The sequence below is a fragment of the Vibrio sp. QJM3NY_27 genome (assembly GCF_057785955.1).
This window is the reverse complement of the sequence record NZ_CM173511.1, coordinates 661132-680791: the sequence shown is the minus strand read 5'-3', so window position 1 is coordinate 680791 and position 19660 is coordinate 661132. Positions and strand designations below refer to the sequence as shown.

At 44.9% G+C, this 19660-nt stretch carries 18 protein-coding genes; all 18 read right to left on the bottom strand.

The window, feature by feature from the left end:
• Position 1: 1 nt before the first annotated feature.
• Positions 2 to 844 carry an urea ABC transporter ATP-binding protein UrtD gene (gene urtD / locus AC3CIA_RS03030; protein ID WP_050633805.1) on the bottom strand — a complete coding sequence of 281 codons (843 nt, stop codon included), beginning with the start codon at positions 842 to 844 and terminating at the stop codon, positions 2 to 4.
• A complete protein-coding gene (gene urtC, locus AC3CIA_RS03025) occupies positions 841 to 2013 on the bottom strand; it encodes an urea ABC transporter permease subunit UrtC (protein ID WP_488518496.1) in 1173 nt (390 codons plus the stop codon). The genes urtD and urtC overlap by 4 nt, the downstream gene beginning before the upstream one ends.
• Before the next feature lie 10 nt (positions 2014 to 2023).
• A complete protein-coding gene (gene urtB / locus AC3CIA_RS03020) occupies positions 2024 to 3652 on the bottom strand; it encodes an urea ABC transporter permease subunit UrtB (RefSeq protein ID WP_488518495.1) in 1629 nt (542 codons plus the stop codon).
• Positions 3653 to 3812: 160 nt separating this feature from the next.
• Entirely contained in the window at positions 3813 to 5099 is a 1287-nt protein-coding gene (gene urtA / locus AC3CIA_RS03015; protein ID WP_004735113.1) for an urea ABC transporter substrate-binding protein, read from the bottom strand.
• Between the two features lie 294 nt (positions 5100 to 5393).
• Positions 5394 to 5621, bottom strand: coding sequence for a zinc ribbon domain-containing protein (locus tag AC3CIA_RS03010; protein ID WP_004735111.1), 228 nt, complete (start codon positions 5619 to 5621; stop codon positions 5394 to 5396).
• Positions 5622 to 5657: 36 nt separating this feature from the next.
• A complete protein-coding gene (locus tag AC3CIA_RS03005; protein ID WP_017084411.1) occupies positions 5658 to 6659 on the bottom strand; it encodes a sensor domain-containing diguanylate cyclase in 1002 nt (333 codons plus the stop codon).
• Positions 6660 to 6948: 289 nt separating this feature from the next.
• On the bottom strand, positions 6949 to 7869 hold the full coding sequence (locus AC3CIA_RS03000) for an alanyl-tRNA editing protein (RefSeq protein WP_237291094.1): 921 nt from the start codon (positions 7867 to 7869) through the stop codon (positions 6949 to 6951).
• 134 nt (positions 7870 to 8003) lie between these two features.
• On the bottom strand, positions 8004 to 9485 hold the full coding sequence (gene der, locus AC3CIA_RS02995; protein ID WP_004735108.1) for a ribosome biogenesis GTPase Der: 1482 nt from the start codon (positions 9483 to 9485) through the stop codon (positions 8004 to 8006).
• A gap of 158 nt (positions 9486 to 9643) precedes the next feature.
• Entirely contained in the window at positions 9644 to 10804 is a 1161-nt protein-coding gene (bamB, locus tag AC3CIA_RS02990; RefSeq protein ID WP_004735107.1) for an outer membrane protein assembly factor BamB, read from the bottom strand.
• Positions 10805 to 10814: 10 nt separating this feature from the next.
• Complete coding sequence (locus AC3CIA_RS02985; protein ID WP_004735106.1) at positions 10815 to 11429, bottom strand: YfgM family protein; 615 nt, start codon at positions 11427 to 11429, stop codon at positions 10815 to 10817.
• Between the two features lie 79 nt (positions 11430 to 11508).
• On the bottom strand, positions 11509 to 12777 hold the full coding sequence (gene hisS / locus AC3CIA_RS02980) for a histidine--tRNA ligase (RefSeq protein WP_488518494.1): 1269 nt from the start codon (positions 12775 to 12777) through the stop codon (positions 11509 to 11511).
• 70 nt (positions 12778 to 12847) lie between these two features.
• Positions 12848 to 13969: a flavodoxin-dependent (E)-4-hydroxy-3-methylbut-2-enyl-diphosphate synthase gene (gene ispG, locus AC3CIA_RS02975; protein ID WP_171317022.1), complete on the bottom strand. Its 1122-nt coding sequence runs from the start codon at positions 13967 to 13969 to the stop codon at positions 12848 to 12850.
• Between the two features lie 7 nt (positions 13970 to 13976).
• Complete coding sequence (gene rodZ / locus AC3CIA_RS02970; RefSeq protein WP_488518493.1) at positions 13977 to 14912, bottom strand: cytoskeleton protein RodZ; 936 nt, start codon at positions 14910 to 14912, stop codon at positions 13977 to 13979.
• Positions 14913 to 15352: 440 nt separating this feature from the next.
• Entirely contained in the window at positions 15353 to 16495 is a 1143-nt protein-coding gene (gene rlmN, locus AC3CIA_RS02965; RefSeq protein ID WP_065206949.1) for a dual-specificity RNA methyltransferase RlmN, read from the bottom strand.
• A 473-nt stretch (positions 16496 to 16968) separates the two neighbouring features.
• On the bottom strand, positions 16969 to 17403 hold the full coding sequence (ndk, locus tag AC3CIA_RS02960; protein WP_488518492.1) for a nucleoside-diphosphate kinase: 435 nt from the start codon (positions 17401 to 17403) through the stop codon (positions 16969 to 16971).
• A 106-nt stretch (positions 17404 to 17509) separates the two neighbouring features.
• On the bottom strand, positions 17510 to 18805 hold the full coding sequence (pepB, locus tag AC3CIA_RS02955; RefSeq protein ID WP_017079868.1) for an aminopeptidase PepB: 1296 nt from the start codon (positions 18803 to 18805) through the stop codon (positions 17510 to 17512).
• Between the two features lie 206 nt (positions 18806 to 19011).
• The gene (iscX, locus tag AC3CIA_RS02950; protein ID WP_004735099.1) at positions 19012 to 19212 is read right to left on the bottom strand and encodes a Fe-S cluster assembly protein IscX; all 201 of its coding nucleotides are present in this window, start codon (positions 19210 to 19212) and stop codon (positions 19012 to 19014) included.
• Positions 19213 to 19304: 92 nt separating this feature from the next.
• A complete protein-coding gene (fdx, locus tag AC3CIA_RS02945; protein WP_004735098.1) occupies positions 19305 to 19643 on the bottom strand; it encodes an ISC system 2Fe-2S type ferredoxin in 339 nt (112 codons plus the stop codon).
• Positions 19644 to 19660: the final 17 nt, after the last annotated feature.

Below are 19660 nucleotides of genomic sequence, written 5' to 3'. Positions count from 1 at the left end.
CCTATTCTCCGAGATAAACTTGTTTAACTTCAGGGTGAGCCTGCACTTGATCCATGGTGCCTTCGGCCAACACGTGACCCTGGTGAAGTACGGTGACATGGCTAGCAATTGAACGAACGAAATCCATATCGTGTTCAACCACTACCACTGAGTGCTTGCCTGCCAGTGAGTTAAGTAACTCAGAGGTACGATCCATCTCTTGGTGAGTCATGCCTGCAACGGGCTCATCCACCAGCAACAGCTTGGGGTTTTGCATCAATAACATGCCTATCTCTAACCACTGCTTTTGCCCGTGAGACAGATTACCTGCCAAATTCGCCGCTTCGTCTTTTAAATGAATCAGCTCAAGTACCGAGGTCAGTTTGTCTTTCTGTTCGCCAGACATCACAGCTGTGAAAGTCGCCCATACTGAGCGATCGCCGGCCATGGCTAATTCAAGGTTCTGCCACACAGTTAAACATTCAATCACGGTCGGTTTTTGGAACTTACGCCCAACGCCTGCATTGGCAATTTCAGCTTCGTTCATCTTCAATAAGTTGATGTTCGAACCCAACCACACCTCACCAGTATCTGGCTTAGTTTTACCTGTGATGATGTCCATCATGGTGGTTTTACCTGCGCCATTAGGGCCAATGATGCAGCGAAGCTCTCCTTCATTGATGTAGAGGTTCAGATCGTTTATCGCTTGGAAACCATCGAAGCTTTTGTTAACGCCTTCTACATACAACAGCACGTTATGGCGAGTATCGATAGCGGGATGAATATCAGGTTTAAGGTAATCAAAGACTTGGTCTCGACGAGTGAACGCCTGAACCGATTCCTTTACGCTATTAAATGTGGTCATGCGATCACCTCCTTGGCTTTGTGCTGATCATCCTTATCTTCATCTTGGTTTTTCCCATTTGATGCCTTGCGTAGCTGCTGCCATTTTTCACTGACAAAGCCAATTACACCTTGTGGGAAATACATGGTCGAGAGAACGAATAGCCCACCCAGAGCAAATAACCACACCTCAGGGAACTCAACCGTAAACCAACTCTTGGCGTAGTTGATGATCAATGCCCCAACAATGGCGCCAAACAGAGTGGCACGACCGCCTAAGGCTACCCAAACCACAATCTCAATCGAGTTAAGCGGAGCAAATTCTCCCGGGTTAATGATGCCAACTTGGGGAACATATAAAGCCCCGGCAATACCCGCGATAACAGCAGAAAGAACGAAGACCCACAGCTTGATGCCATCGACGTCGTAGCCCATAAAGCGAGTGCGTGACTCGGTATCACGAATCGCTAATGCCACACGACCTAATCGACTGGTCACCACCATACGACAAGCGATGTAGCTGAGAATAAGCGCAATACCAGTCGCGACAAACAGACCTATCTTGACCCCATCACTCTGCAAGCTCAGGCCGATGATGTCTTTGAAATCCGTCAGTCCGTTGTTGCCACCAAAGCCCATTTCATTGCGGAAAAATGCCAGCATCAATGCGTAAGTTAACGCCTGAGTCATGATAGAAAGGTAAACCCCTGATACGCGAGAGCGGAAAGCCAGATAACCAAACAAGTAAGCCAATGCGCCCGGCACCAACACCACCATTAAGCACGCGAACCAGAACTGATCAAAACCCTGCCAGAACCACGGCAACGCCGACCAATCAAGGAACACCATAAAGTCAGGCAGGATTGGATCACCATAAACCCCACGGTCACCAATCTGGCGCATCAGGTACATACCCATGGCATAGCCACCAAGCGCAAAGAAAGCACCATGGCCTAAGCTCAAGATCCCGAGGTAACCCCACACAAGATCGAGTGCCAACGCCAATATTGCATAACTCAGGTATTTGCCCATTAATGAGATTGTAAAAGTCTCAACATGAAGCGGGTGTCCACTTGGCAACATGGTGTTAGCCAGTGGAATAAGAATCACGGCCGCAAGAATGGCAAGGATGGTCAGTTGACCACCTTTGTCACCACGCATCGCCGAAAGTACAAATGATTTAGACTGCATGATGTTGTCCTTAACCTTCAGCCGCACGACCACGTTGCGGGAACAGTCCGCGTGGGCGTTTTTGAATAAATAGAATGATGAAAACCAGTACTAAGATCTTGGCGAGAACCGCACCAGCCCATGGTTCTAAAATCTTATTAAATAAGCCAAGGCTGAGCCCTGCGACTAGTGTGCCCCATAAGTTACCAACCCCGCCAAACACCACCACCATGAACGAATCGATGATGTACGCCTGCCCCATATTTGGGCCAACGTTAGTCAGCTGAGAAAGCGCGACACCCGCGACACCGGCAACACCAGAGCCTAAACCGAAGGTCATCGCATCAACACGTTCCGATCGAATACCCATTGCACGAGCCATACCACGGTTTTGAGAAACGGCACGAACCTGCAAGCCTAGTGGTGTCTTTTTCAGAACCATTAATAAGCCCATAAACACCAAACCACAAAACAAGATGATATAAAGTCGGTTATAAGTCAGAGACAGCATTGGGTTTAATTGAAGTGCGCCAGACATCCATTCAGGCGTGCTTACTGAGCGGTTCAATGGAGAGAAAATAGAGCGAACGGCTTGCTGCAAGATTAAGCTGATACCAAAGGTCGCGAGTAAGGTTTCCAATGGGCGACCATAAAGATGACGAATCACACTTCGCTCGATCACAATGCCCACCAAACCAGAAACAATAAACGCAGCAGGGATAGAGAGTATCAGTGCCAAACCAATATGATTGGGCATCAACAATTGCATGACATAGGTGGTGTAAGCGCCAATCATGATTAGCTCGCCATGAGCCATGTTGATAACGCCCATTACACCAAAGGTAATCGCCAAGCCAATGCCCGCCAGCACCAATACCGAACCTAAGCTCAAACCAAAGAATACCGTTTCAACCCCCGAATAGAGTGCTTGGCTCTGTTGATAACCGTCCATCGCACGCTCTGCCGCTGCCAAGACTTTTGGGTCTTGCTCAGTGCTCAGTAGTTGATTCAGTGTTTTCAGAACAACCGAGTGTTTGAAGTCACCGACTCGCTCAATCGACGTGACTCGATCTTCAATGGTTGCGCTTTTATCAAGAGAGGTATAAATAGCCAATGAGAGGTCCATTAGCTCGGCTACTTTGCCATCTGATTCATTTGCTCTGAGTTCAGTGAGTCGTTCGATGATGGCAGAATCTTTGGTTCCTAATAGATCCAGAACCGCTTTGTAACGCACCTCTGTATTACTGCTGTTCAGTCCAATATAAGCAATTTCCCCGCGTAACATCCCGCGAAGTTTGTTATTCACACGAACTTTTTTAAACTGTCTAGCATTGTCGATATTAAGCGTTGAATCAGTCCATACTGACTGAGCTGACGTTGCCGTTTTGATGTTTTGAATGAGGTAGAGCTGTTTGTACTGCTCGCTCTGTTTCTCATTGAAGTAGTAAAGGTTTCCGTTTAACCAGCCATCTAAAATAGGTTTCGACACATCTTCCGTTTGCGTCTCAACCACCCAATCGATAGCTAATTCTTTATCCGATGTTTTCTTACCAACTAGCGCCTTGGTAAAGCTAGCTTCATCCGTTATTCCAGCAAAAGCCAACTGAGCACTGACTGCTATGAGCAACAGCGCCTTAAATACGTTTAATACGTTTTTCATCCCTGCTTCCTTAACCAACCAAGTTAGATATTGTTATTTTTACTTGGAGGATGTGTGGATAGTGGTTGTTACCTGAAACGATGAGCCTTCCATTCGCTTCGCCCGTTAAACAGACGCGTTCTTCCCAAACCGGAAGGCTCAATATTCCTGAATTGACGCTCTAGTTACCGCCAGAACACTTCTTCGTTTCTACGTTAAACGCACCGCATGAGAATGGCTTCGACCAACTAGAGAACAGTTTTGCCGATTCAGGTAAGTAACTCGACCAAGCATCACCCGCCACTAGTCCAGTGGTTTCCCAAACAATGTCGAATTGACCATCGTCTTGGATTTCACCGATCAGGACTGGTTTAGTAATGTGGTGGTTTGGCAGCATGGTAGAGTAGCCGCCAGAAAGGTTAGGAACAGACACGCCAATCAAGGCATCTTGCACAGATTCAGGATCGGTTGTGCCCGCATTAGTGACCGCTTGAGCCCACATGTTGAAGCCAACATAGTGCGCTTCCATTGGGTCATTGGTGACACGCTTTTCACTCTTGATGAACGACTGCCACGTTTCAACGAACTCTTCATTGGCTTCGGTATCAACACTCATGAAGTAGTTCCATGCCGCTAGGTGACCAACCAGTGGTTCTGTATCCATACCTGACAGTTCTTCTTCACCAACAGAGAATGCAATAACTGGGATGTCTTCAGATGAAATGCCTTGAGCACCAAGCTCTTTATAAAAAGGTACGTTCGCATCGCCATTCACAGTAGAAACCACAGCGGTTTTCTTGCCTGCTTCGCCGAACTTTTTGATGTCTGAAACGATAGATTGCCAATCAGAGTGACCAAATGGCGTGTAGTTGATCATGATGTCTTCTTCTGCGACACCTTTATCTTTTAGGTAGGCTTCAAGGATCTTATTGGTGGTACGTGGATAGACGTAATCGGTACCTGCAAGTACCCAACGCTCAACTTCAAGCTCTTCCATCAAGTAATCCACTGCAGGAATCGCTTGTTGGTTTGGCGCGGCACCGGTGTAGAAAACGTTTTTAGAAGACTCTTCGCCTTCATACTGTACTGGGTAGAAAAGGATGCTGTTGAGTTCTTCAAAAACAGGCAGCATGGATTTACGTGATACCGATGTCCAACCACCGAACACCACATCCACTTTCTCTTTTTCGATAAGTTCACGTGCTTTTTCTGCAAATAGCGGCCAGTTTGACGCAGGGTCAACCACGACAGGCTCTAGCTTCTTGCCAAGCAAACCGCCCTTTTTATTCTGCTCTTCGATAAGCATTAGCACGGTATCTTTTAGCGTGGTTTCACTGATCGCCATAGTGCCAGAAAGTGAGTGTAGAACACCGACCTTGATGGTCTCATCAGCAGCAAACACTGTTGCAGAAGAAAATGAAAGTGTTGTACACAGTGCAGCTAGCGATAAATTGAACACCTTGTTCATGATATTACTCCATAATTGTATTTTTGTTATTCAATTACAGAGTTACAAGAAGAGTGCCAAACTTATAAACCAACAAAATTATTTATAAGTAATTGTATTTATGGAAGTTAAAAGAAACTCACACCAATGGAGTGCATAGCGATCATGTCACTATGTTTCATGCTGGTGCAGTGGCGATGAGAATGAACCAAGATGACACATTCCTGTTCATCAGATACAAAAAAGACCCAACACTTTGGTATTGGGTCTCTGGTATAACATAACCAATGGTCGTTCAAACCATGCTGTTTAAGGCTATTCCGCTGGTTGGAATTCGAATTTTACTCTCGACTTAGACTTCAATTCGTTGCAATCGGCATTACAAAAATAACTCGCCGCACCACAGGCTTGAAGCTTCTCAAGTTGGCTGCTGCACTCAGGGCAAAACCCAACTTTAGTAAAGTGAGCCTGACAACTTTCACAGTGATACTTGCCATCCCAAGCTAGCTCAGACTGACACTTAGGGCAGATATTTTCACTCATTAGCATTTCCTAATTTACGACTATTTTTACAATCTACTACCGCTGAGACTTCGCTTGCTTGATTTGGTACATGTTCTTATCAGCTTGTGCGATCAACAGGTCTAATCCTTGAGGATCTTTCTCACAAGACAACCCAACACTCACTGAGAACTGCACATCATTGATATAAAGCGCTTGTTGCAGTGCTTTCTCTAAGCTGTGGTAGAAACTAACAACGCTTTCTTGATCATCAAAGCAAGAGAACACCACAAACTCATCGCCACCGTAACGCCCTATCTTGGCACATGCTGTGGTTGCCTCATCAAGAACTTCGGCAACCGCCAACAGCACATCATCACCAAAACTATGACCATAGGTATCGTTGATCGATTTGAACTTATCGACATCAACAAACAGACACGCCATCACCTTTTCTGAAAAACATCGCTTAGCCAACACTTTTTCGGCTTCATTGAACAGTGCACGACGATTCAAGCAATGAGTTAGAGAATCACGATTGGCGAAAAAGTTAAGCTGATTCTCCAGCTCAAACTTCTCTAGTGCTACCGAGTACAGGGAAGCCAGTAGTTCTAAGATCTCCAGCTCAAATTCATGCGGTTCAGAGATGTACTGACTATAAATAGCAAAGGTACCCAACACATTACCGCGCGACGAGATAATGGGTACCGACCAACAGGCATGCAGATTCGCTTGATTGGTGAGGGCTAAAAAAGGTGCCCAGTTTGGGTGTGCATTTATGTTGGAGACCATCACTGCTTTCTTGAGTGCAGCCGCCTCGCCACAAGAACCAATCCCTGCACCAATCCCAACCCCTTCTATCTGCTGATTGTAAAAATCAGGCAGGTTTGGGGCATATTCAAGGTGTAAAGTTTTAGACTCTGAGTTAAGCAGTAAAATTGAAGCCATACGCTGCCCAAAAATCTGCTCGGTAAGCTGAATGATCTTATGGTTTAAATCTTTGCGATCCATCCCAAGAGCAAGCTTGCGCAGCAAACTATTGACGGCTCGATGGCCTTCTAATAAAAATTGTTGTTCCATTCACTAAAGCTTTCAATTGTGTAATAGGGTACAGCTTGTTCTTATGCAAGCTTACTATTGGTTAATAATAACACACTAAATAAGCCGTACACACAATCGAAGATCATAGGTTGATCTTTCGCTTTATCTATTTTGATCAGCGATCTACCCCAAAAAGAATATTTATATCACCACACACCGAAAGCATAAGTTACATGTGCTGCATTTCAATTTTAAACAGTCATTTATGTTAAAGGTTACCTATTAAAACAAAACAAACAGCATAAGCCATTTCGATCTGTAGTCTAAATCATCGTATTACATGCGTCAGCATTTCAATATGCTGGTCATCTAACTGGGTTAACTTAACCGATAAAGACTTAAGCTCTGACGTATTCTCGATGTGAGTACCACCACAAGGAATAGACACTAAAGTGTCGCTATCCAACTGCCATTCCCAATAGCGAGAGTCTGTTAATGCCTCACCTTCCAGTCTCATTGCTACTGGCGTCGAGTCTGCGAGCCAACCTTTAATCATCTGATTGATGTCGGCTTCGATACCATCAAGATTGGTTAGCATGTCTGCAACATTCAAACCGCGCTTCTTCAGGGTTTTTCCCAAACGATATTTATCGGTACACAACTCGGGAGTCACAAAGCTAGTCACTTGCGCGTAGCTATTGAAGTCATAACTGCCAAGCGGATCTTTTCTATCTGCATCTTTACGCCAGTAGCTCTCAGCCAATACTTTATTCAAGGCTAGGAAAGCGATGTGGCCAGCGCTGTGACCACGGCTCAAACTAGCTTGATACTCTTTATCAACCGTCAACATGACTTCGTCGCTAACCTTAATCATAGAAGCAGATACAGGTAGCTGGTGGACAACCACAAACGTCCACCCTTCCGTATCACGCTTAACAGGGATATCTGCTGCGATATGAAGCTTGCCAGTAGATTGTTCTATTGCACCAACAAGACAGTCTTCAACGGGATATTGCACGTCACCAACATTAACAAAGCCTTGGTCTGCAGGGTGATCTGGCCAAATATGACTCACTGGGTGGAAAGGTGTCATGTCGGTGATCAGGTAGGTTTTGCTGTCATCGTTTTCAACGTACAACGCCTTTGCTTTGATCTGCCAAGCCTGATGACAAAATTGAGTGATGGTTGGTGTGATAACTATTATTGGTTTCATGGATGTCGCTGGTGTCATGGAATCGCTAGTGGTCATATCGTTCTTCTTTTGAAATTGAGTCTAATTCGTTAACCCATCACGATATGGAGATATGAGGTTATGGCTTAACGTGAATTTTGCTTAAAAAAATACCCGAGACAGGCTCGGGTATCAAATCTATTGGAATAGGTTTACTTACGACCTTTAACCATGCTCATCATACGCTTACGTTTACGTTCTTGAGAAATTGTCAGCTTGGTTGTCTTAGCTTCAAATGGGTTCTCGCTGTTCTGGAATTGAATGCGAATAGGTGTACCCATAATCTCTAGTGAACGACGGTAGTAGTTCATCAAGAATCGTTTGTATGAATCTGGCAAGTTACGTACTTGGTTACCGTGGATAACGATAATCGGTGGGTTGTAGCCACCAGCGTGCGCGTATTTCAATTTAACACGACGGCCACGAACCATAGGCGGTTGGTGATCATCAGTCGCCATCTTCATGATACGAGTTAGCACAGAAGTACCAACACGAGTCGTCGCTGACTTGTAAGCTTCTTGAACAGATTCAAACAAGTGACCAACACCTGTACCGTGAAGTGCAGAGATAAAGTGAATACGTGCGAAATCAACGAAACCTAAACGACGGTCTAGTTCTTTCTTAACGCGATCTTTAACATCGCTGTCTAGACCATCCCACTTGTTTACTGCAATAACAATTGAACGACCAGCATTCAACGCAAAGCCTAACAAGCTTAAATCTTGATCAGAGATGTTGTCTCGAGCATCAATAAGCAGCAATACAACGTTAGCATCTTCAATTGCTTTCAGTGTTTTAACCACTGAGAACTTCTCTACTGTTTCGTTGATATTTTTACGACGACGAACACCTGCAGTATCAATCAGAACGTATTCACGCTCATCACGCTGCATTGGAATGTAGATAGAGTCACGAGTTGTGCCTGGCATATCGTAAACAACAACACGTTCTTCACCAAGAATACGGTTAGTTAGTGTTGATTTACCTACGTTAGGACGGCCAATGATCGCTAGCTTAATTGGTTGATCTTGAAGGCGCTTGAATTCTTCTTCAGCTTCTTCTTCAGTGAAATCAACTTGCTCTTCTTCTTCGTCTTCAAACTCAGTTAAATCGCTTACTTCGCCATTCTCTGCTTTTAACGCTTCTGCGAACGGGTTAAGAGCAAGATCAATCAACGCTGTTACGCCACGACCGTGCGCTGCGGCGATTTGGTACATGTCTTCTACGCCTAGTTGCCAGAAATCAGCACTTGCAGCATCAGGGTCGATACCATCAACCTTGTTTACTACTAGCATTGAAGGCTTTTCTAGTTGACGAAGGTGCTTAGCGATAGCCACGTCTGAAGGTGTTAGACCCGCACGGCCATCTACCATAAATAGAACGACATCAGCTTCATCAATCGCCGCTAGCGACTGTTCAGCCATTTTAGTTTCAACACCTTCTTCGGTACCGTCGATACCACCAGTGTCAATAACAATAAAGTCATGCTCGCTAAAATGAGCATGACCGTATTTACGGTCACGCGTTAAGCCAGGGAAATCCGCAACCAATGCATCACGAGTTCGAGTCAATCGGTTAAATAACGTAGATTTACCTACGTTCGGACGCCCTACTAGAGCAACAACAGGTACCATAACAACCTCTACAATTTCTTCTCTAAATGTAGTTATAGGTAAGCACTTGATCGCAAGTTTAAACTCTTACCTATAACCACACGGTTTATTAATTTATAACAACAAAACGGCTCCTAGCTGTTACCAACCAGGAGCCGACTGTGAATTGTATCACGCTTTTATTGGCTAATCGTTAGTTTCTTTACATCGCCATTGCGAGTCGTCACTAAGTAGCCTTCAGGCATTTCAATTGGCGCAACCGCAAAGCCGCTATCATCGACGAGCTGTTGAGCAACAAACTCACCCGATGAACGATCTAACCAGTGCAGATAACCTTCTGTATCACCCACAACTACATAACCATTAATAATAGCAGGTGCTGTCAGTAAGCGGTTTTCTAACAATGGAGTGCTCCAAAGTTCAGTACCACTACGCGCATCAACCGCAACCACATGGTCTTTGTCGGTAACAACGAACAAACGGCTGCCATCACTTGCTAAATCAATCGCTGACGAGTAGTTACGCTTCCAAATTGGCTTACCAGAACGAAGATCGATAGCGATTAGCTGACCATTGATACCTACTGTATACAGGGTGCCGCCAAGAACAATCGGTGATGCATCAACATCAACCAAGCGATCTATTTCCGTTGCACCTTTTGGTGTGCCTACTGGCTGTTGCCAAATAAGCTGACCACGGTCAACAATAGCAGCTGCTAAACGACCATTGGCAGTCCCCCAGAATACACCGCCAGAAACAGCAACAGGCGAGCTATCGCCACGAAGTGTTAGGCTTGGAACTTCAGTGCTAATCGTCCATTTTTGTTCGCCGCTTTCTTGATCTAACGCGATCAACATACCACGACTGGTATGAACAATAACCATGTTGCTTTCAGTTGCTGGGGATGCAAGCACCTCACCATTCACTGATACACGCCACAGCTCTTCACCGGTTGATTCATCCATAGCGATCACTTCGCCATTTTCAGAACCAACAAATATTTTGCCGTAAGCCGCCGTTAAGCCACCCGATAAACGAGCCAGTACTTCTTTTTCAAGATCGACTTTCCACAGCTCTTTACCTGTTTCAGGGTCAAGCGCTTTAACCATACCTTCACGGCTCGCAACAAACACTTTGTCGTAAGCCAACTCTGGCGTTAGTTTTGAAAAGTAGTGGCCAACACCATCACCAACCGACGTAGACCATTCCTGGCTAGGAGTAAACTCGCTATTTACTGTTGGTACTGGCGCCATGATTACGGTGTCTTCTTCACCCGCACAGCCAGCCAATAGGCCAAGAGCAATCGCACACAACGCCGCTTTTGGAAACATCTTCTTCATTCAAAGCGCCTTATTTAGCTAGGTCGTCAAGTTTGATTTGAAGCGTTTGGCTCGCATCAGCTGCTTGTTGTGCTTCAGAGTAAGCACTGTAAGCCGCATCTGTATCGCCTTTACGAAGTGAGATATCACCACGCAGTTCAGCAACACGGCCTGTCCAAGATTCGTCAGTCATCGCTTCAAGATCAGTCAATGCTGCGTCAAATTCACCTTGCTCAGCTTTGATACGTGCAGCACGGTAAGTCAGTAGTGGCGTAAGTGCCGCATCCTTAGTTGCCGATTTTGCCCACTCAAGCTGTTCAAGTGCAGCTGCAAGGTCACCCGCTTGAACTTGCGCTTTTGCTAATTGCATAGCAGCAAGTACAGAGTATTCAGCGTCTTTGTTAGCGTCGATAAAAGCTTGAATATCAGATTGAGCATCAACGCCCTTAGCATCAAGAGCTGAAATTACAGAGGTGTAGCCTTCTGAAGCGACTTCACGTGCTTCAACGACTGAATCTTGGTAATAGCGCCAGCCAAATAGACCGCCTAAACCAATAACTGCACCAAAGATTACGGCTTTACCGTTCTCTTTCCACCAATCTTTAATGGCTTCAACTTGTTGCTCTTCGCTATCGTAAAGTTCCACTTCCTGTCCTCTTTAATTCTTTAAACGCCAGCATAGTGCTGACGTTGATATTCATGATGAGCGTTTGCTCAATGGCTAATTAGATTAGCGCAGCAACTTTCTCTGCAACGTCCGTTTGAGACACGGTTTCTTGCTCGCCGCCAACCAGATCTTTTAGCACAACTGTATTGTCAGCAACTTCGTTCTCACCAAGTACCAGTGCTACAACAGCACCTACTTTGTCAGCACGCTTGAATTGCTTCTTGAAGTTACCACCACCGAAGTGGTTCATTACGCGTACGCCTTCAACGGTATCGCGTAACTGATTCGCTAGTTGCATGCCTGCGATCATAGTACCTTCGCCAGCAGCAACCACGTATACGTCAACGCTACGGCGAACTTCTGTCAGCTCTAGCGTTTCCATCATAAGAACCAGACGCTCTAGACCCATTGCGAAGCCAACAGCATTGGTTGCTTTGCCGCCTAGTTGCTCAACAAGACCATCGTAACGACCACCGCCACAAACTGTACCTTGAGCACCAAGGCTATCAGTGATCCACTCAAATACGGTGCGGTTGTAGTAATCTAGGCCACGTACTAGACGCTCATTAACTTGGTATTCGATACCAACCGCGTCAAGAAGTTCACACAAACCAGCAAAATGTTGCTTCGATTCTTCACCTAAATATTCAGATAGCCGAGGTGCGTCACCTAAGATCGCTTGAACATCTGGGTTCTTAGTATCAAGTACACGTAGAGGGTTAGTGTGCATGCGACGTTTACAGTCTTCATCTAACACATCAATATGTTGCTCAAGGAAAGCCACTAACGCTATACGATAGCTAACGCGATCTTCTTGAGAACCGATTGAGTTCAGCTCGAGGCGAACGTGCTTATCAATGCCTAGTTCACGCCATAGACGTGCTGTCATCATGATAAGTTCTGCGTCAACGTCTGGACCGTCTAGGCCAAACACTTCAACACCACATTGGTGGAATTGACGGTAACGACCTTTTTGAGGACGCTCGTGACGGAACATTGGACCCATGTACCATAGGCGCTGCTCATCACGGTTGATAAGGCTGTTTTGAATACATGAACGTACACAACCTGCTGTGCCTTCTGGACGCAGCGTTAGGCTATCACCATTGCGGTCATCAAAGGTGTACATCTCTTTAGAAACAACATCAGTTTCTTCACCAACCGCACGGCTAAATAGGTTCGTTTCTTCAACGATAGGCATACGTACTTCGTTGTAACCGTATGCACTCACCACACTTTTAACTGCGCTTTCTACTTTCTGCCACAGTGGTGATTGAGTTGGAAGGCAGTCGTTCATGCCTCGAATTGCTTGGATATTTTTAGCCACAGTATTTATTCCGTAATTTCTCACGACCAGGTGTTAGTGCGAATAGACAATCACACCCCATCGCGTTGTATTAATCTTCTAAGTTTTCTACATCAATGCGATTTTCTTTATCAAGCACTGACGCTTTTGCACGAATCTTAGCTTCAAGTTTGTCGACAAGGTCATCGTTGTCAAAACGCTCTTTCTGACGCTTACCGTCTTCGTAGAAGGCACTCTTACGAGCACTACCCGCAAGGCCTAAGTGAGACACTTCAGCTTCACCAGGGCCGTTAACGACACAACCGATTATTGAGACGTCCATTGGAGTCACTATGTCTTCTAAGCGTTCTTCAAGGGCGTTAACGGTGTTGATAACATCGAACTCTTGACGAGAACAACTTGGGCACGCAATGAAGTTGATGCCACGCGAGCGAATGCGCAAAGATTTAAGAATATCAAAGCCCACTTTGATCTCTTCGATTGGATCTGCTGCTAGCGAGATACGCAGCGTATCGCCGATACCTTCAGACAATAACATGCCCAAACCTACAGCCGATTTCACAGAACCCGCACGTGCTCCACCCGCTTCAGTAATACCTAGGTGAAGTGGTTGATCAATCTGCTTAGCAAGCAAACGGTAAGAACCGACGGCTAGGAATACATCAGAAGCCTTCACGCTGACTTTGAATTGATCAAAGTTCAGACGGTCTAGGATATCGACGTGACGCATTGCAGATTCAACCAGCGCTTCTGCTGTAGGCTCTGTGTATTTCTCTTGGATCTCTTTTTCAAGAGAACCGCCGTTAACACCAATACGAATCGGGATATTCATATCACGAGCACAATCCACAACAGAGCGAATGCGGCTTTCGTTACCGATGTTACCTGGGTTGATACGCAGACAGTCAACCCCATACTCTGCCACTTTAAGAGCGATACGGTAGTCGAAGTGAATGTCAGCAACCAAAGGAACAGAGACCTGCTGCTTGATTAGCTTAAAGGCTTCAGCGGCCTCCATAGTCGGTACAGATACGCGAACGATATCTGCCCCCACTTTTTCCAAAGCTCGAATTTGAGCGACGGTCGCGGCGACATCTGTTGTTCTTGTGTTGGTCATGGATTGCACAGCAATTGGTGCACCATCACCGATCGGCACATCACCCACATAAATACGGGTTGATTTGCGACGAATAATAGGAGATTCGTGTTGCATATTAACTCTAAGGTAAGGTTATTCTAGCTACTTTGCCTGAAGTATACCCAGAAAGGTCGACAGGTTCACTTGCAAATGTCATCGATACGCCTTCAGGCGCACCCAGAATCACTTTATATGGTGCAGTTCCAGAAAGATTTAATGTCTGGCCTGCTTTTTTAATGCCAGTAGATAACGTTTTGCCCGAAGCATCTTTCACTTGGATCCAGCAATCAGCAGAAAACTGCATCACTAGCTCGTTAACCACAGCTTCAGGCGCTACAGTCTCTGGTTCCGCAGTAACCGAAGCAACGTCTGCTGCTTCTGGTGCTTCTTCAATGACTTCAACAGGGTCAAGAGTTACTGAATCTTCAGCTGAACTCACTTCAGTAAGCTCATCAGAGTTTTCAGTAACAGGTGATGTCTCTGTGTTTTGTTCTGCTTCAATCACTTCTAATGAAGTCAGCTCAGGATCAAGCGACTCTTCTACCACTAGCTCTTTCGAGCTTTCAGTATTGGCTAAAGATTGAGATAAGGTGTCTTGCTGTTGATTCTGCCACCACCAAAGAGAGGAGATACCCACAATCACAGCAAAGATGCTCCAAGTAAGGAGCATAATACGGCTATTGTGCTTCTCGGTTTTAGTCTTACGAGAGAAGCTCAACATTTCTTGTTCTTGATGTTGGGCATCACCAGAATGATGAAGCGCGTTCAACACGACTTTTTCATCAAGATTGACGTATTTCGCGTATGAACGAATGTAACCACGCATAAAGGTGGCAACCTGATCTGACTCGAATTGGTTTTCTTCAATTTGCTGGATAAGCGTAACGCGTAGCTTCAAGCGATCAGAGATCTGCTTTTGTGTTAAACCAAGAGATTCTCGTTTATTTTTGAGCAGCGTTCCCGCTTCAATTGCTGGAGCGACAGTTTCTTGCGTTTGTGTTTCTTGTTCTGTGTTCATAGAGAGTGAACTTCTAAAGTATTATTGCAGGTTGATGAGAGCATTTTTTATTTTCGTTTAAGCTCAATCTTACAACCTACTATGTGGAATTTTTCCTGTCACCCGGTTCATCAACCCTTAAAGTAGAAAACCACACACTGTTGGTGAGCGACTTTCTCAGGAAGCTAGTTTATCAAGTAGCCAACCTAAATAGACACATTGACGATTATCGGGTAACAAGCGAGCACTTAAATTAATTTAAGATTATTTAATCATAAGCTAATGCCATTACAAGGCAAAAACACTTTCGACAAAATTTACCGTCAGCTCATGGTTTTGTCCAAAATTTAACGAAAAATGTAAGAAAGCGTGGGGAAAAAATCCAATTTTTGGAAATTCACCTTCCAGAAAAGCAACAAGCCAGAAGGAATCCTTCTGGCTTGTTTAGATCTAAATGGTATTTAAACCGCTTTTACTTGAATCACATCACCTGCGATTAAGTTGGCTTCAGAGGCGGCTTTCAGCATTTTAGTACGCTTGGTTCTATCAATAACATCACCAACCAACTGACCACATGCGGCATCAATATCATCGCCACGTGTTTTACGAACCGTTACTGTGTAGTTGTATTCCATCAGCGTTTTTTGGAAGCGATCAATACGAGAGTTGCTTGGCTTCTTGTAAGGCGAACCCGGATAAGGGTTGAATGGAATCAAGTTGATCTTACAAGGCGTATCTTTCATTAGCTCAGCAAGTTCACGAGCGTGGTCCATATCATCATTCACATGATCCAATAGAACGTACTCAACCGTTACTTTACCGCGGTTAGCATTTGAAGAAGCAATGTAACGACGAACCGATGCTAGGAAATCTTGGATATCCCAACGGTCGTTGATTGGCATGATTTGGCTACGTAGTGCATCGTTTGGTGCGTGTAGAGAAATCGCCAGAGCCACATCGATGTTGTCTGTCATCTGATCAAGACCAGAAACAACACCAGATGTTGATACTGTCACACGACGCTTAGACAGTGAGAATCCTAGATCATCAAGCATCAGCTCTAATGATGGAATTAGGTTCTTCATGTTAAGCAGAGGCTCCCCCATACCCATCATTACGACGTTAGTAATTGGACGACGACCCGTATCTTTCTCTAAACCGATTTCACGTGCAGCACGCCAGATTTGACCAACGATCTCTGAAACTTTCAGGTTACGGTTGAAGCCTTGTTGAGCCGTAGAGCAGAATTTACATTCTAATGCACAACCAACCTGTGAAGATACACATAGCGTCGCACGGTCACCATCTGGGATGTATACCGTCTCAACGTCTTGGTCACCAACGCTCATCGCCCATTTAATGGTGCCATCTGCAGAGTGCTGAGCTTCAGAAACGATAGGTGCAACAATCTCACAGCGATGCAGCAGTTTCTCACGTAATTTTTTGTTGATGTTGTTCATTTGTTCGAAGTCATCGACACCGAAGTGATAAATCCACTTCATCACTTGCTCTGCTCGAAACGCTTTCTCATTCAGTTCTTCTGTGAAAAATTTACGAAGACCTTTACGATCAAAATCGAGTAGATTGACTTTAGCTGTGGTCATGATGCCTCTCAATGACGGAACAATAATTAAGGGCGCGAATTGTACAGGCTTTACGCAACTTCAACAAGCGCTGTAAAACCCTGTGTTTATTAAGACATTCAAAGTTAAGCGATTAAAACTTGAGCAATTGTTTTGTTCGGTCTGAGAATACCTAAATTAAAGAAAAGATTCCCGATTACGCTCCTCCGTCGCTTTCGGGAATGACGTAAATAATCTCCACAAGCTCACCAATACTTACCACAAGATTGTGGCCCCGCCATTCATCGCTATCAGGTCATGAACTCCTCAAAGCCCGTCATTCCAGAACTGAGGAACGAGGTATCTGGAATCTCCAACAACTAACAGAGATTCCCGATTACACTCCTACGTCGCTCTCGGGAATAACGACTAAATAGATTATCGAGAATGCAAAGACCACATACGAAAAAGGCTTCACCGAAGTGAAGCCTTTATTGATATTTGCTGTTGTCTGCTTATTCAGCTGGACGTGGGCAAATTTCAGATTCTGGGAAGAAGAATTCGATTTCGCGAGCTGCAGACTCAGGGCTGTCACTGCCGTGTACTGAGTTGTAACGCATGCTGATTGCGTAGTCAGCACGGATAGTGCCGCAAGCCGCTTCTTCTGGGTTAGTTTTACCCATTAGTTCACGGTAACGAGCGATCGCATTTTCGCCTTCAAGTACTTGAACCATGATAGGACCAGAAGTCATGAACTCTTTTAGTGGTCCAAAGAACTCTTTACCTTCATGTTCTGCATAGAAGCAACTTGCTTGCGCTTCAGTAAGAGAAACCATTTTAGCGGCAATAATCTGTAGGCCTGCTTTTTCAATGCGGTGGTAGATTTCACCAACAAGGTTACGCTTAACTGCATCCGGCTTAACAATTGAGAACGTTCTTTCTAGAGCCATAGGGATTCCTTCACTTCATTTTTTTGTTATTAAATACTGAAATTACTAAGATCATTCGATCTGAGTTTATGAATAAGCGGTATCGAAATACCGCTCACTCTTATTATTATTTTGCTTGGTCGATAAGAAGACGAGCCAGTGTACGAACACCCATACCAGTCGCGCCTGCAGCCCACTTATCACTTGATGACTTACGGTAAGTACCCGCGCAGTCCATGTGGATCCAACCTTTTTTGTAATCATCGACAAAGTAAGAAAGGAACGCAGCAGCGGTACTTGCACCCGGAGTGTAATCACCAGAGCTGATGTTTGAAAGATCAGCAAAGTTTGAAGGCAACATGCCACGGTGGAAATCAGCAAGAGGCAATGGCCATAGACCTTCTTTCTCTTGGTTTGCCGCCGTTAGTGCTTGGTGAGATAACTCATCATCGAAGCTCAATAGTGCGTGATAATCATTACCCAGTGCGTTTTTAGCCGCGCCGGTAAGCGTTGCACAGTCGATGATCAACTCAGGGTTTTGTGCACTTGCGTACATCAAACCATCAGCAAGAACCAAGCGACCTTCCGCATCAGTATTCATGATCTCGACAGTCTTACCATTTTTGTAAGTAATGATGTCGCCAAGCTTCAATGCACGACCAGAGATCATGTTCTCTGCACAACATAGGATAAGCTTGATACGCTTGTTCAGGCCGCGTTCAATCGCTAGACCTAGACCACCCGTAATAGTTGCTGCGCCACCCATGTCAGCCTTCATTGCTGTCATGAATTGACCAGGCTTGATGCTGTAACCGCCTGAGTCGAAAGTGATACCTTTACCAACCAGACAAGCAAATACAGGTGCGTCTTCGTCGCCGGTAGGGTTGAAGTCCAGTTGAAGCATTGCAGAAGTACGCTCAGAGCCGCGGCCTACCGCGTAGATGCCTTCCCAACCTTCGGTTAGTAGGTCTTTGTCTTTAACGATTTTCGCTTTAACTGTGCCCGCAGGAGCCACTGACTTGATGTATTCCGCAGCCATCGTCGCTAATTGACGAGGTGCCACTTCTTCAGCGGTTTTGTTGATAATGTCACGAGTCCAATCAGTAGAGCGAATGCGAGCTTCTAGCTCAGCTTGGTCGGTTTCTGAAAGTGCATCCCATTCCAATGCATTCTTTTTCTTTGGTCCACGGTAGCCTTGGTAGAAAGCCCAAACGCTTTCTAAATCCCACCCTTCACCGCTAAGTGAAACCAATGCGATACCTTGTCCGTCAAGCGTACGACCAGCACGTTGAACCGCCCCTAAATCGTGGCCTTCACCAATGTGAATTGTCGCTCCCGCTTCAGAAAACGATAAAATAGCTCTTGCTCCCCACTGAGGCTGGGCAGCTTCTTGACTTAAAAATACTGACATCTGTGTAGACATGATTTCTCCTTGTCATGAACCACCTTGAGTGTGTGGTTCTGATTATTTTTTATTAGCGGACTGATGTTAGCATTATGTAGGAGAAAAATGTCATTTTGATAAAAAAACGGACCATAAGGTCCGCTTTTTTTAGTAAGAATTGTTAACTTGGCTGTGTTTTATATTGGATAAATTCCAACCAACGGCCAAATTATAGAACAAGAGGGCTAGTCCATCTCATCCATCCAGCACAAAATAATGGCCTCTAGAATTTTCTCATTCGAGTGATTCGGCTCATCATCAAAATCTTCAAGATCTAACACCCATTGATGCAAGTCCGTAAAACGCACCGTTTTAGGATCGGTATCTGGGTATAAATCACATAGTTCAATCGCAATATCTCGCGAATCAATCCATTTCAAGCTCATAACACTTCCTTATATTTATCAGCGACGATTTGTCATCTTCATGATTTATATTCTATGCCAGTTTTACTAACAGTTTTAGCCGAGCTGAGTTCTTAGTGCTCTTCAGAAGCTAGGTTCAATGTGTACTTTGGAATCTCAACAACAAGGTCAGTATCCGCCACTTTAGCTTGGCAACCAAGACGAGATTCCATTTCCAGACCCCATGCTTTATCAAGCATGTCGTCTTCTAGGTCATCACTTTCTTCTAATGAGTCGAAACCTTCACGAATCACAACGTGACATGTAGTACATGCACACGACTTTTCACATGCGTGTTCAATACCAATACCGGCCTTCAGTGCAACATCAAGAACCGTCTCACCAGTTTTTGCTTCTAAAACAGCGCCTTCTGGACATAGATCTTCGTGAGGTAAAACAATAATCTTTGGCATGTTTATCTATTCTCTAA